Raw genomic sequence first — 13,581 nt, forward strand, 5'->3', positions numbered from 1 at the left:
GAGCGTGAAGATCGCAGTTTTCCGTCATCCGTCCCGGCCAAAAGAGGATGGAGATCCAATACTCCGGGCCGCAAAAGCTCGTATAATGGCAGTATATTGGCTGATCGCGAAGTCGGCTGGCGGGCCAGGTACAGGGAGAGGCTGCCCTGCCAAGCCCGCTCTGGCCGCAGTCATCCGTCCGGAGGAGAACACGTGAGCATTCTGCAAGAAATCCGCGCCAGTGTGATCAAAGGGGACGCTGCTGGCGCAACGGCGGGCGTCCACAAAGCCCTGGAGCAGAATATCCCTGCCCTGACGATCCTCAATGAGGCGCTGATCAGCGCCATGACCGAGGTCGGGGAGAAGTTCGAAGCCGGGGAGTTCTACATCCCGGAGATGCTGATTGCGGCGCGGGCCATGCAAAATGCGCTGCAACCGCTTAAGCCGCTGCTGGTGGAAAGCGGCGCGGAACCGCTGGGCCGGGTGGCCATCGGCACGGTCCAGGGCGACCTGCACGACATCGGCAAGAACCTGGTGGCGATGATGCTGGAGGGTGCGGGTTTTGAGATCCGCGACCTGGGCACCAACACAGCACCGGCCACCTTCGTCAAGGCCGCGCAGGACGGCGCCGATATCATCGCCATGTCCGCCCTGTTGACCACGACCATGCCTGCTATGAAGACCACCATCGAGGCCCTGCAGGCCGCGGGCGTGCGCGACCGGGTCAAGGTCATGATCGGCGGCGCGCCGGTAACCCAGGCCTATGCCGACCAGATCGGCGCGGATGGTTACAGCGGCGACGCCAGCAGCGCCGTCCGCCTGGCCAAGCGGCTGATTGGGGTCGCCTAGCCGCAGGGTCGCCTGGCTGGCGAAGCCTCACGAGCGGGTTTTCCTGACGGAATTCAGGCGCATTTGATGGGCCTCCGGCCTGCCGCCGGAGGCTTTGCGGCATTGTGGATGTGTCAGGTACTGGCCGGGATGGGAAAGGGCAGGGGTAATGGCTGCCGCACCGTTGAGCATCACCAATCGCCCACGGATGGGTATCCGGCGGTACCTGCGAGGGCCGGCGCGAGCGATCCTGCGCCTGGCCGGGTGGCAGATCATCGGCGCACCGCCGCCAATTCCCCGCTATGTGGTGATCGCTGCGCCGCACACTTCCAACTGGGATGGCGTCCTGATGCTGCTGGCGACCACCGCCCTGCAATACCCGCTGAACTTCCTGATGAAGGATAGCCTGTTCCGGGGGCCGCTGGGGCCGGTTGCGCGGCGGCTGGGCGGGATCGCAGTCGATCGCCGCCGCAGCGCCAACACGGTTGAGCAGATCGCCGCTGCTTTCCGCCAGCGGGAGACAATGGCGCTGGCCATCGCGCCGGAAGGCACGCGCCGCCCGGCAGAGTGCTGGCGCAGCGGTTTTTACCACATCGCCATCCAGGCTGGCGTGCCAATCGTGCTGGGCTACATCGACTACGCCCGGCGGGAGGTCGGCTTCGGGCCGGTGCTGTGGCCTACCGGCGATGTTGCTGCCGACATGGATCGCATTCGTGCCTTCTATGCAGGCAAAACCGCTCGTCACCCGGACAGAGTTGGCCCCATCCGCTTGCGGGAGGAACTGCGCCCGTCCGCCAAACGTTGACGCCCCTGCCCGCATTTGCTAGACTCTCTGACGCAGGGGGCAGTGGCGGAACTGGCATACGCAGCAGACTTAAAATCTGCCGGGAAACCATGTGGGTTCGAGTCCCACCTGCCCTACAGAGCGACAGCGGGAGGCCGCGCCGGCTTCCCGCTGTCGCATTTTCCCGGCCAGGGATGGGAGACAATCGGCCTGGCTTTCCGGCATGGCCGGTCGCTTTCCGATGTTTCTGCTATCGCCGGGTATGTACACGATGGGCGCGTTGACACGCTGGCCGAGCGCTGTTCTAATTCGGTGACGCGGCGCTCCGCACTGGTCGCTGCAAGTCCCGGAGGTGGCGCGATGGCTTCCCCTGAAGTCCTGCTTGTGCAGGCATTCAATGAGGCGTTCAACCGTCATGACGCCGAGGCCATGCTGGCCCTGATGACTGACGACTGCGTCTTTGAGAACACAGTGCCGCCCCCCGATGGCGCCCGTTACGTGGGGCAGGCGGAGGGGCGGGCCTTCTGGCAGGCGTTCTTCCGCGCTTCGCCTGCCGCCCGGATCGCCATCGAGGAACTGGTTATCTGTGGCGAACGGGGCTTTCAGCGCTGGGTATACCGCTGGACGGACGCTGCCGGACGGGCAGGGTATGTGCGCGGCGTGGATATATTCCGTTTTCGTGACGGCAAGATCGCGGAGAAGCTGTCCTACGTCAAAGGTTGACCGGCGACAGGCCATCTGCTGGCATCTGCCGTACCCTGAGGAGGGAGATACAATGAAGTATCGCATTCTGGGCCGGACGGGCCTGCGCGTTTCAGTGGTGGGGGTGGGCACCTGGCAGTTCGGCGGGGAATGGGGGCGCGCCTTTAGCCAGGCCGAAGCGGACGCCATCCTCAGCCGGGCCAAGGTGCGCGGCATCAACCTGATCGACACCGCTGAATGCTATGGTGATCACGTTTCCGAGGCGCTGATCGGGAACTTTTTGCGCCGCGACCGGCGCGAGGACTGGATTGTCGCCACCAAGTTCGGTCACCGCTTCCGCAGTAACTTCACCCGCGATGATCTGTGGAGCGCCGCCGCCGTGCGCCAGCAACTTGAGGATTCCCTGCGCGCCCTGCAGACTGACTATATTGATCTCTACCAGTTTCATTCCGGCGGGGATGACGCCTTTGACAACGACGAGCTGTGGACGATGCTGGCCAAACAGGTACAGGCAGGCAAAATCCGCCACCTGGGCGTCTCCATCAGCAGCCAGGGCAACCGCCGCCACCAGGTTGCCGGGGCCGTTGCCGTCGGTGCGGGGGCGATCCAGCTGGTCTATAACCGCCTGGAGCGCGAGCCGGAGGCGGAGTTGCTGCCGCTGTGCCTGGCGCACAACCTGGGTGTGCTGGCCCGTGTGCCGCTGGCCAGCGGCCTGCTCAGCGGCAAGTATAAACCCGGTGCCACCTTCACCAACCCCGCCGATGTGCGTTCCCTGCGGGAACAGGAGCGCCTCCAGGCCCAGCTCCGCGAGGTGGAAGAAATCCGGGCGCGGGAAGTGCCGCCCGGCGTAGACATGGCTGCCTGGGCGCTGGCCTGGTGCCTCAAGCACCCGGCGGTAAGCTGTGTCATCCCCGGCTGTAAGTCGCCGGAGCAGGTCGACGCCAACGCCGACGCTGCCGGGCTTGACCTGGTCGCCGACGATCACCCGCAGGCAGCCTGAGCCATCGGTACGAAAGGCGCTCTTATGAAGATCATTGGCTTGATTTCCGGCACTTCGGCGGATGCCATCGACGCGGCGCTATGCGAGATCAGCGGCGCGCCGCCGAATCTTCGCGCCCGCATTGTCGCCGCCCGGACGCATCCGTACCCGCCTGGCTTCCAGGCTCGCATCCTGCGCCAGATTCGCCCGGAGAGCAGCCGGGTGGATGAGCTGTGTGAGCTGAACGCTGCGCTGGGGGAGTTGTTCGCGGAAGCAGTGCTGGCCCTGCTGGTGGAAAATGGTCTGACTCCCGCTGATGTGGACCTGATCGGTTCGCACGGGCAGACGGTATGGCACACCGTCCAGCCGGACGGACGGGCTACCGCCACCCTGCAGATCACCGAGGCCAGCGTGATCGCTGAGCGGACGGGCATCACCACGATCAGTAACTTCCGCCCGCGCGATATCGCCGCCGGCGGGCAGGGCGCCCCGCTGACCAGTTATGCCGACTGGCTGCTACTGCGCCACCCCGATCACTGGCGGGCCATCCAGAACCTGGGTGGTATCGCCAACGTGACCTTCCTGCCGCCGCTGAACGATTCCGTTAGCGATCCGCTCAGCTTCGATACCGGCCCGGCCAACTGCCTGATCGATGAGATCGCTGTGCTGCTGAGCGAGGGCAGGCAGAGCTATGATGTAGATGGTGCACTGGGCGCGGCGGGGACGGTCGATGAAACCTGGCTGGCCGCCCTGCTGGATCACCCGTACTACCGCCGCCAGCCACCCAAGACGACCGGGCGCGAGTTGTACACGGCAGCGATGGCCGCCGACTTGCTGGCGACCGGACGGGCGCGCGGTCTGCGCGATGTTGACGTGGTCGCCACGGTGACCGCGCTCACGGCAGCCAGCATCGCTGACGCTTACCGCCGCTTTGCCCCGGCGCCGATCGCCGAGGTGATCATCGGCGGCGGCGGGCGGCACAACCCGACCCTGATGCGTATGATCCGGGATCGGCTGGGCGGCATCCCTGTTCGCACCCACGAGGATGTCGGCCTGGACAGCGATAACAAGGAAGCGCTGGTCTTTGCCCTGCTGGCCCATGAGACCTGGCACGCCCGCCCCGGCAACCATCCCGCCCTGACCGGCGCGCGCCATCCGGTGGTGTTGGGCCAGATTACACCCGGCGCGAACTACATCGCCCTGGCCCGCCAGACCTGGGGCGCGCCGGGTTGAAGCGGCGGGCGGCACCGGCGACCGGGAGACCGGGAGCAGCCCTGCGCTATAATCGTGCCCGGTGTATGGATTACCCAGGCGGCAAACCCTTATGGCAGGCAGACCTTTTGCGCGTTATGCATGGCTGGTGACCGGCTTCACTGTACTGGTCATCCTGTGGGGGGCGGTGGTAAGGGCCACCGGCTCCGGCGCGGGATGCGGCAACCACTGGCCTACCTGCAACGGCCAGATCATCCCCCAGCCGGAGCAGATCGAGACGTTGATCGAATTCATCCATCGTCTGACCAGCGGCCTGTCCGGCTTGCTGGTGCTGGCGTTGGCGGTGTGGGCCTTCCGCGCTGGCTGGGCTACCCGCTTCACACGGCGGGCGGCGGCGCTGGCCCTGCTTTTTATGATGGTGGAGGCCCTCGTGGGCATGCTGCTGGTGCGGCTGGAACTGGTCGCGGATAACGCCTCCACGACGCGAGCGGTGGTTATTGCCCTGCATCTGGTCAACACGCTGGCCCTGCTGGCTAGCCTGGCCCTGACCGCCTGGAGCGCCTCCGGACAGCGGATCAGCCTGCAGGGGAAGCCGCGCCGCCTGGCGGGATTACTGGGTCTGGCGCTGGCGGGGATGGTGCTGCTCTCCGCGGCGGGGGCGGTCACGGCGCTGGGGGATACGCTCTTCCCACCGGAATCACTGATCGCTGGCCTGCAACAGGACCTGGACGCTACCGCCCACTTCCTGATCCGGCTGCGGGTGATTCATCCGGCCATTGCCCTGCTGGTCAGCGCCTTCCTGCTGGTCGCCGGGCAGGAATTCCTGGCGGCCTCGGCAACGGCGCGTCGTCCGGTCATCGCCATGTATGCGCTGGTGATCCTGCAGATCGCCGCTGGATTCGTGAACGTGATCCTGCTCGCGCCGGTCTGGATGCAGGTACTGCACCTGTTACTGGCGGATAGCCTGTGGCTGGCGCTGGTGCTGGTGGCGGCGGAGGCTCTGGCAGCGGAAGGCGCCTCTCCAGCAGCCCACCCGGCCTGAGGGCCGGGCGCGGCGGGCCATCGAGAAGAACGCTGAAAAGCGTACAATAGAAATATAACAGGCCGCCCGGTTGCCGCCGTGTGGCGGGAAAGGATGCCTGATGGGATTGCTGCGCCGTTTGCTGGGGCGGCAAAAGGAAGCGCGCGGCCCCGGCCCGGGAGCCACGCCCGGCGAGTTGCTCGACTTCCTGGAAGCGCGCCGCGCTGATGCTGAGAAAACGCTGCTGGGACGCACCCGGTTTTGCCCGCAGTGCCAGAGCAACTACCTGCGGGTGGGCGCCTGGGCCAGCCGGGGCCGCGCTGGCTGGACGCTGACGTGCGTCAATTGCGGCCTGTTACTGGAACAGACGACCGAGATCGAGGTGCGCTGACGGGCGCAGCCCCGGAGCCGCTGCAGCCTCACAGGCCGTTCTGGCGGCTTGCCTCGCGGTACTGGCACCACTCACACTTGGGATCGGCGGCGGGCGGTTCCGGGAGTTCCAGCACGGTCAGCACCTCGTCCAGAAAGGCCAGGAAGGACTCGTCATCGGGCTGGATGGCGTGCCACTTAAGCGGCCCGGAGAGGATCGAACGCGATGTGCCCTCGACGGCGTAGCTCTCCGGCGTGAATGCCAGCAGCCCCATGTGGCTGATCGGGCTGAGGGTGAACTTGCCCGGCGCGGGGTGTTCCAGGGCGTAGGCGTAGGCACGCAGCTGGCGGGCGTAAAGCTGCAGCGAAACCGCCTTGATGTCCGAAGTCTTGAAATCGATCACACCGTAGGAGCCATCGTCAAACTGCAGGACGGCGTCCAGCTTGCCGCGGATGGCACAGGTCGCCGTATGGCCATCCAGATGGATAGGGGCGGACTGTACCCACTTTTCGCCGAAGATCATCAGGCCAGGCGGCAAATCGGGCGTCATGGCCGCCGTTTCCTTCCACATGAAGTAAGCGCGCATCTCCCGGTCGATGATCCCGAAAATGTTGGGGAAGGGGCTGGAAGGCCGGTTGAACTTGCGCACCAGCTTGAGGTAAAAGCAGCGCTTGCATTCTTCCCACAGGAACGAAAAATCAGAAGGGCTGAGGATATAGTTGGTCATCGGGTTGTCCTGTTATCCCTGCCTGCCAGGGCAAAGCAAACCGGGGTCAGCCCGGCCTGCGGCTTCGATGGGTTGGTCTATCGCGGCGGGAAAAGGCGCTGGCCCAGAGTGCCGCCTGTTCTGCCGCTGTCAGGTCGCGCCACTGGCCCGGTTGTAGCCCTTCCAGCGTGATCGGCCCTACTGCCCAGCGCACCAGCCGTAACGTGGGATGGCCGACCGCTGCCGTCATGCGCCGTACCTGCCGGTTGCGGCCCTCGGTGATCGTCAGCCGCAGCCAGCAGTCGGGAACACTGGCCCGGTAGCGAATCGGCACAGGGCGTGGCGGCAGATCGGGTGGCTCCGCCAGCAGCACCACCTCCGCCGGGCGGGTCAGACCATCCTTGAGCAGCACCCCTTCGCGCAGCGCCCGCAGCGCCGCCTCATCCGGGATGCGCTCCACTTGCACCAGATAGGTGCGCGGATGGGTATAACGCGGATCGGTCAGGCGGGCGCTGAGCGCTCCGGAATCCGTCAGGATCAGCAATCCCTCACTGTCGTAATCCAGGCGTCCGGCGGGGTAGACGCCCGGCACGTCCACGTAGTCAGCCAGCGTCGGGCGACCGACGGCGTCGGTGAACTTGCTCAGGACCAGGTACGGCTTCCACAGGCGAATCACGCGCATGAAACTCTCCGCGGCTTCCTGAGCTCTCTCAGCCCGGCATCGCTGGGATCATGACCGGTCTACGCGCCGGCCAGCAATGCCGCCCAGCGCGGATCATTCCGCAGGGGAGCCAGCGTTTCATCCGCTTCCGCCCAGTTGCGGAGCCGGGGAGCAGCAGTCAGCGCCGCTGTCAGCGCCGCCAGCGCCTCGTCGATCTGGCTCAGTCGGATCAGCAGGGCGATGTAGCGGCGCTGGATCGCCACTTCGTCGGGGGCCAGGTCCGCTGCGGCGCGGTAGGCATTGCGGGCGGCTTCCAGCTGGCCTTCCCGTTCCCAGCAACGGCCCAGGTTGGCGTGCGCCTCGGCAAAGCCGAAGTCAAGCTGGATGGCCCGGTTGAACGAGGCGCGGGCGTCGGCCAGCTTGCCCGCTTCCAGCTGGGCCAGGCCGAGCTGGTTATACAGGCGGGCGTCCTCTGGCTCCAGAAGGACCAGCCGCCGGTAAAACGAAACCGGATCCTCGCCGGGGGCGAGGATGTAGACGTATGCGCGCGTGCCGTCAGGTACGTCAGCGGGCGGGGTCAGGTAGATCGCGCCGTTGCCAAAGACGCCGATGTGAAAAGGCATAGCGGTTGCGCTCCAGAGTTTTCAGGGTGTAGCGGCGATTATACCCCTGCGGGCGGGTACAGGAGAAGAACGATGCCGGGAGGTCGGGAGACCGCCCTTAAGACAGCGACGTCTGGCATGGCGCTGGTGCTGACCAGTCGCCCTGATCAGCCCGCGGTGACCGCCCTGACCGCATCTTCCGGCAGCGGGGCGAAGGTGTCCAGCATGCGCCAGATATCCCCGTATGCGGAGGCTTCGTCTTCATCGAGCAGGTTAATAGCCTCCCCGGCCAGCCGCAGGTTGGCGCTGATGATCTGCCCGCCGGGGGTGTTGAGCAGCAGGGCCAGGCCGCCATGCGTCGCTCCGTCCGCGTCGCTGAAGCGGTAGGCGATGGCGTAACCATCCCCGTAGGTGCGTGTCACCGGCTGCACATCCAGCGTCTCCACGCCGGGGCGGCGCTCCACCAGCCAGGTTTCGGCGTCGGCGGGCGCTCCCAGGACGCCAGGCACAGCGGAAAGGGTCAGGGTATCGCCCTCGGCGCTGGTCAGCGTGGTGACGACGCGGCCCGGCCCCCCATCAGCCAGCGTCCAGCCAGCCGGGTAACGGATGGCGTAGCCCGCCGCTGGATCGACGACCGCCGTCCAGTCCAGCGGGGCGCGCAGGCCATCAGGCAATACGTGGAAGGAGGGCCGGACAAGCGCTTCCAGAGCGTCCAGCAACGGGGCATTGTTGCCCGGCGCTACCAGCCGCACGACGCAGACCAGCCGGGGGTCTTCTGGGACGACCCAGGTGATGTGACGGGCCAGGTAAGTATTGCCGGCCAGGTCCAGTGTGAAGTCGATGGTCACGCTATCGGCGTCGATTCGGCGCCCTGTCTCCCGCCAGCCATCGTATTCCGACCAGGAAGCAGCCAGTGCAGCGGCATCATTGGCGGCGTCCAGCGTCGTCGTGTCCTGGGGAGTGCTATACTCCTGAATATAGGCGTGGATCACGCTGTAGCGCCCCCCGTCAACCAGACTCAGGCTGTTGACCGTGCTCCCGCTGGTGGCGCTGGGGGTGAACCCCTGCGGCTGGATCAGCAGGAAAGTACCCGCCGGGTGGATGTAGACCTGGGCGATCTCCAGCGCCGGGCCGTCCGGGTCGGGCGTGGGGAAAACAACGGCAGGCGCGGTCAGGTCGAGGGTAGGCTGGTCTGGCAGAGAGGTCGGCTGGCGATCCAGCCCGACCGGCAGGATTGAGGTCAGCAGCATGCTGGCGATGATCATGAACAGGCCGACAAGGGCGCTGATTCTTCCCAGTGAGCTTTTCATGCCCGGACTCCAGGAAATACGGCAAAGCGCGAATCCACCGGATGATACCGCACAGGAAAAGAGGATGCGATGATAATCCCGGAAGAACCACCTGAACCGATCGCCCCGCAGGAAGCGCGTCAGCGCCTGGAAGCCGCCATTGCGCCCTATCTGGCGGCGGGCTGGGTCGTGCGCGCCGAACACGACTATATGGCCCGCCTGACATGCGGGCGGCGCAGGGTGGACTTTTACGTTGACCTGCTGGGAGAGGTCAGTAGCGAAGAGGGTCAGATCAATCCGGCCCAGGACAGCGGGCGGCTGGTGGCCTGGCTGCTGCTGGTGCTGGCGTTCCTGCTGGCCCTGGCGCTGGCCTCGGCGCTGGGCTGGCTATGAAGCCAGCGGGGAGGGTCGGCAGGTCAGCGGTTGAAGATCGCCTGCAGGTCCCGGCGCAGTTTGCTGGCGGTGACGGGCTTGGCGATGTAACCGTCTGCGTCAACCTCCCGGCCATTGGCGGGGAAATAGCTCTGCACGTGGGCGGTCAGGAGCAGCACCAGCGTATACCGCCCGGCCAGCCGGTCGCGCCGCCGGATCTCCTTCAATATGTCAAAGCCATCCATGCCTGGCATCGCCAGATCGAGCAAAATGAGGTCGGGCCGCGCCCGCTCGTACTGTTCCAGCGCCTGTGGTCCGGTCAGGGCGCTGACGGTGGTGTAGCCGTCCTTCTTGAGCATGGTCACGATCAACGTCACGATGCCCGGATCATCGTCAACGACGAGAATGGTTCGGCCTGCCATACTGCCCACCACCTTTGTTGAGCAGGTTACAGGGTCTCATACGGTTCAATACTAACATTATTCAAACGAATAACCGGTTAGATTTTCGTTTGAGTTTCGTTTTGAATTGAGTGATTTGCAGGGCGGCGGTGGGATTGCTGCCCCCATCGTGGCGTAACGGAGAGCACATGGAACCATCACAGTACGATCTGGAAGCCTTGCGCCCGCTGTCGCTGTTTCAGCCAGAAGTGCGCATCCTGCAGGTGGCGCTGGAGGCGGAACCGGTTCAGCTGGGGCGGGTGGGGCGTGGCCGCGGACGCGAGGCCGAGGTATTGCTGGCACTGGGCCGGGCCGGGGAGATTCTGCTGGTGCGCCGCGCCCAGTATCCGCCGGGCGTCTTCCGGCTGCCGACGGGCGGGATTGAGCCAGGCGAAACCCCGGCTGCAGCAGCCTGCCGCGAGGCTTATGAGGAGACAGGCTACCTCATCAGCGCCCCGCGCTTGCTGGGGATGGTGGAGTATGTCATGTGCTGGCCCGGCACCGGCTGCGCCCCGTTTTTGTCTTACATTTTCGTGGCCGCGGTTCCCGCCGGTCAGGAGCCATATTCGGCCAATGCCGGCGAGGTCGAAGCCTACCGCTGGCTGCCGGTCGCGGCGCTGGGAGACCTGGCTGCCCACTTGCGCCACCTGCCGCCGGCGTGGACTTACTGGGGGCGTTTCCGCGCCGCTGCCTATGATTTCATCCGCTGCGGTATAATGGAGCTTGACCTGCTGGACTCTGATCAGGGGTAGATGGAGACCTGCCGATGGCTTCTCCCTATCGTATTGTGACGGCGGATCGTACGTCACTGATCCCCACTCTGACCCGCGCGGCACTGGACCTGCTGGAGCGCAGCGGCACGGTTATCAGTGTATCCTCCGGGCAGGCGGCCCTGGCCGAACTGAAGCGCGGCGAAGTCGACCTGCTGATCTGCGCGCCGACGCTGGCGGATATCCGGGGCGCTGAACTGGCGCTGCAGGCTCATCGCCTCAACACCGAGCTGCCGATCATCATCCTGGCTGGCTCCGATGACCCGGCGGAAGATCAGAGCGCCCTGGAAGGGAGCCTGTTTGTCCATCTGGAGCGCCCGGCGGATGGCGAGAAGTTTGTGCGGGTAGTGCGTGCGTTGCTGGATGGCGAGCCGCCGTTTCCGCCGCCGGTCGAAGCCCTGCCTGTGCCGCTGCCAGTGGCGAGCGTCCCTGTGCCCGATCTGGGGCCGGTGCCGCCGGTGGATGTGGGCGCGTTGGCGGATATCCTGGCCACGCTGCTCAACGATGTCGGCGCGATGGCTGTCGTGCTTGTGGATCGCACGGGGAAAATTCTGCAGGAGATGGGTGCAGTCGGCTACCTGGATCGCGACCGACTGAGCGCCACGCTGGCGCCCACCTTCGCTGGCATGGTACGTATCGGCCCTCTGGTGGGCGGCGCCCGGCCCCAGGCGATGCACTTCTATGACGGCGAGGATTTTGACATCTTCGCGCTGGCGGTCGGGTTGCACCATTTCATCTGCCTGATCTTTGAAGGCACGGCTGGCTCGCGGGCCTTCGGTGCGGTCACCATGTTTGGCCGCCGCGCCGTCAACGAGATGCTGGCGGTAATTGGCGAGGCGGCGTTCACCATCACCGTGGTACAGGAGGAAGTTGCTCCGCCAGCGCCGGGGACGCGCCGCAAATCTGCCAAGCGCAAGACGCAGGAGATTCGGCTGGCCGATATCCAACAGGCTCAGGCGGAGAAAGCTGCCCCCTACCAGCCGCCGCCGCCGGAACCCCTGGAGCCGCTGCCGGAAGATGTTGATCTGGAAGCCGTGTTGAGCAGCCTGGACAAGGTCGATCTTTCCCAGGCGGATGCTCTCTTTGATCCTGAGCAGCTGGCCCGCATCGCGGCGGAGAAACTGGCTGGCGAGCGGCTGTCCTATGATGACGCCCGGCAACTGGGCGTGCTCAAACAGGACTAACCTGCGTGGCCTGGCGGATAACTGCCAGGCCCCTGACCGAACGTCTAGGTCGGCATGACCGGATTGTCCTCCCCCGATCCCCTGATTGGCACCCGGCTGGGCGATTACATCCTCCAGGACTTGCTGGGCCGTGGCGGGGTGGCCCGCGTCTATCGTGGCCTCGACCCGAATCTGGGTCGCCTGGCGGCGGTCAAGGTGGTGGAGGTCCCGCCGGAAGATTCCGGAGAGGATCGCACCATCGAACGCTTCCGGCTGGAGGCGCGGGCCATCGCCCACTTTGAGCACCCCAATATCGTCAGCGTGTATCAGTACGGCGAAGCGGGTAACCTGTTCTTCATCGCCATGAAGCTGGTCAAGGGCCAGTCGCTGGCGCAGCTCATCCGGGAGGCCCGGCGTAGCGGCCAGGACATTCCCCCGCAGCGCATCCTGGAGATTGTGCGCGATGTGGGCGATGCGCTGGACTACGCCCATGCCCGCGGCATCATTCACCGCGATGTCAAGCCCTCCAATATCCTCTTTGACGCCGAGGCCAACAACCGGGCCATCCTGACCGATTTTGGGCTGGCGATGGAAATCGGCGGGGCGACAACTCTGGGCACCGCCTTCGGCACGCCGCGCTATATTTCGCCGGAACAGGCCATGTTCTCCCAACAGGCCGTGCCCCAGAGCGATATCTACTCGCTGGGGGTGGTGGTCTACGAGCTGCTCACCGGCCAGGCCCCGTTCCAGGACGATTCTCCGATGAGCGTGGCGCTGGCCCATATCACCAAACCACCGCCGCCGCTGCGCAGCCTGCGGGCGGATATCCCCCCGCAGGTGGAAGCGGTGGTTTTGCAGGCGCTGGCCAAAGAGCCGGAAGCCCGCTATCCCACCGCAGGCGATTTTTACCGCGCCCTGGAGGAAGCGTACTTCAGCGCCGGGATCGATTTGCCCACGCTGAACGTGCCGCCGGAACCACCGGGCGCTGATCCCCGGCGCAGTCCGGGCACCGAGGCCCTGCCCACCGCAGCGCTGGGAGTCACGCCGGTTGTCGCCCCCCTGCGCCGTATCCGCGTCCGCCGTCCACCCCTGCTGACGCTGCTGGTGGCGGTGCTGGCTGGCCTGATCGGGTTCTGGTGGCTCAGCGGGGGGATGACCGGCGCTGGCGGGGCGTTGCAGGCGGCGCTGACGCGCCTGCTGGGCGATGCGTCCTCGCCCTGGCAGGACATCCCGCCCGATGTGGAGATCGCCCTGGAACTGATCTATGACGCTGATCGGTTCGCCCTGCATAACCTGACGGCGTACCCCGTCCCGCTGGACGGGTTGACGCTCGAATGGGCAGATGATGCACCTTACACACTGCGGGGGGAGATCTTCAACGGGCCGTTGCCGCCGGGCCAGTGTTCGTGGATGCGCCTGTTGCAGGAGGGCAGGCTCAAGCCGCCGGAGGGCTGCCCGGTGCTGGCCTATCACCTGCGCCTGCTGGCCGCCCCTGAGGATCGCTTCTGGGTGGGGCGGGGCGGCTTTGAGGTGCGCATAAATGGCGTGACCGTCGCCGCTTGCCCGGCGGAAGCCGGGCGCTGCCGCTTTGTGGTACCCCGCCAGGGCTGAGCGCCACGCCGGGGCCAGTGCGCGCCGGTTGGTGTATAATTTTCACAGCGGGATGATGTGGTTACCGTAAACTGAGACAGCTTTTTGGTTAG

At 65.8% G+C, this 13,581-nt stretch carries 16 protein-coding genes and 1 tRNA gene; 12 read left to right on the plus strand and 5 right to left on the minus strand.

Annotated elements, in window-relative coordinates; translation table 11 throughout:
* Window positions 1–192 precede the first annotated feature (192 nt).
* From HPY64_01035 to HPY64_01070, 8 genes are all read left to right on the plus strand, one after another.
* Window positions 193–828 carry a corrinoid protein gene (locus HPY64_01035; GenBank protein ID NPV65710.1) on the plus strand — a complete coding sequence of 212 codons (636 nt, stop codon included), beginning with the start codon at window positions 193–195 and terminating at the stop codon, window positions 826–828.
* Between the two features lie 205 nt (window positions 829–1,033).
* Window positions 1,034–1,612, plus strand: coding sequence for a glycerol acyltransferase (locus HPY64_01040; GenBank protein ID NPV65711.1), 579 nt, complete (start codon window positions 1,034–1,036; stop codon window positions 1,610–1,612).
* Window positions 1,613–1,648: 36 nt separating this feature from the next.
* Window positions 1,649–1,728, plus strand: a tRNA-Leu gene (locus tag HPY64_01045).
* Window positions 1,729–1,951: 223 nt separating this feature from the next.
* The gene (locus HPY64_01050; protein NPV65712.1) at window positions 1,952–2,314 is read left to right on the plus strand and encodes a nuclear transport factor 2 family protein; all 363 of its coding nucleotides are present in this window, start codon (window positions 1,952–1,954) and stop codon (window positions 2,312–2,314) included.
* A 52-nt stretch (window positions 2,315–2,366) separates the two neighbouring features.
* The gene (locus tag HPY64_01055; protein NPV65713.1) at window positions 2,367–3,293 is read left to right on the plus strand and encodes an aldo/keto reductase; all 927 of its coding nucleotides are present in this window, start codon (window positions 2,367–2,369) and stop codon (window positions 3,291–3,293) included.
* Window positions 3,294–3,317: 24 nt separating this feature from the next.
* A complete protein-coding gene (locus tag HPY64_01060; GenBank protein NPV65714.1) occupies window positions 3,318–4,505 on the plus strand; it encodes an anhydro-N-acetylmuramic acid kinase in 1,188 nt (395 codons plus the stop codon).
* 91 nt (window positions 4,506–4,596) lie between these two features.
* On the plus strand, window positions 4,597–5,526 hold the full coding sequence (locus tag HPY64_01065) for a heme A synthase (GenBank protein ID NPV65715.1): 930 nt from the start codon (window positions 4,597–4,599) through the stop codon (window positions 5,524–5,526).
* Window positions 5,527–5,626: 100 nt separating this feature from the next.
* Window positions 5,627–5,896, plus strand: a complete 270-nt coding sequence (locus HPY64_01070; GenBank protein ID NPV65716.1) for a hypothetical protein — start codon at window positions 5,627–5,629, stop codon at window positions 5,894–5,896.
* 28 nt (window positions 5,897–5,924) lie between these two features.
* On the opposite strand, the gene HPY64_01075 is transcribed toward HPY64_01070, so the two are convergent.
* The 4 genes from HPY64_01075 to HPY64_01090 form a co-directional block, all read right to left on the minus strand.
* Window positions 5,925–6,602 carry a hypothetical protein gene (locus HPY64_01075; protein ID NPV65717.1) on the minus strand — a complete coding sequence of 226 codons (678 nt, stop codon included), beginning with the start codon at window positions 6,600–6,602 and terminating at the stop codon, window positions 5,925–5,927.
* 46 nt (window positions 6,603–6,648) lie between these two features.
* Window positions 6,649–7,263, minus strand: coding sequence for a pseudouridine synthase (locus HPY64_01080; protein NPV65718.1), 615 nt, complete (start codon window positions 7,261–7,263; stop codon window positions 6,649–6,651).
* 59 nt (window positions 7,264–7,322) lie between these two features.
* Window positions 7,323–7,865: a tetratricopeptide repeat protein gene (locus tag HPY64_01085; GenBank protein NPV65719.1), complete on the minus strand. Its 543-nt coding sequence runs from the start codon at window positions 7,863–7,865 to the stop codon at window positions 7,323–7,325.
* A 146-nt stretch (window positions 7,866–8,011) separates the two neighbouring features.
* Window positions 8,012–9,154, minus strand: coding sequence for a hypothetical protein (locus tag HPY64_01090; protein NPV65720.1), 1,143 nt, complete (start codon window positions 9,152–9,154; stop codon window positions 8,012–8,014).
* Window positions 9,155–9,223: 69 nt separating this feature from the next.
* Here HPY64_01090 and HPY64_01095 point away from each other — a divergent pair, with 69 nt between their 5' ends.
* Entirely contained in the window at window positions 9,224–9,526 is a 303-nt protein-coding gene (locus HPY64_01095) for a hypothetical protein (GenBank protein NPV65721.1), read from the plus strand.
* 23 nt (window positions 9,527–9,549) lie between these two features.
* Here the strand turns inward: HPY64_01095 and HPY64_01100 are convergent, their stop codons facing one another.
* A complete protein-coding gene (locus HPY64_01100; protein ID NPV65722.1) occupies window positions 9,550–9,927 on the minus strand; it encodes a response regulator in 378 nt (125 codons plus the stop codon).
* Between the two features lie 167 nt (window positions 9,928–10,094).
* Here HPY64_01100 and HPY64_01105 point away from each other — a divergent pair, with 167 nt between their 5' ends.
* Genes HPY64_01105 through HPY64_01115 form a run of 3 tightly spaced genes read left to right on the plus strand, consistent with a single transcriptional unit; the run spans window position 10,095 to window position 13,489 of the window.
* Window positions 10,095–10,697, plus strand: coding sequence for an NUDIX hydrolase (locus HPY64_01105; GenBank protein NPV65723.1), 603 nt, complete (start codon window positions 10,095–10,097; stop codon window positions 10,695–10,697).
* A gap of 14 nt (window positions 10,698–10,711) precedes the next feature.
* On the plus strand, window positions 10,712–11,899 hold the full coding sequence (locus HPY64_01110) for a response regulator transcription factor (protein ID NPV65724.1): 1,188 nt from the start codon (window positions 10,712–10,714) through the stop codon (window positions 11,897–11,899).
* A 54-nt stretch (window positions 11,900–11,953) separates the two neighbouring features.
* A complete protein-coding gene (locus tag HPY64_01115; GenBank protein ID NPV65725.1) occupies window positions 11,954–13,489 on the plus strand; it encodes a serine/threonine protein kinase in 1,536 nt (511 codons plus the stop codon).
* The last annotated feature ends 92 nt before the right edge of the window (window positions 13,490–13,581 follow it).

The organism is Anaerolineae bacterium (assembly GCA_013178165.1).
Taxonomy (GTDB): Bacteria; Chloroflexota; Anaerolineae; order Aggregatilineales; family Ch27; genus Ch27.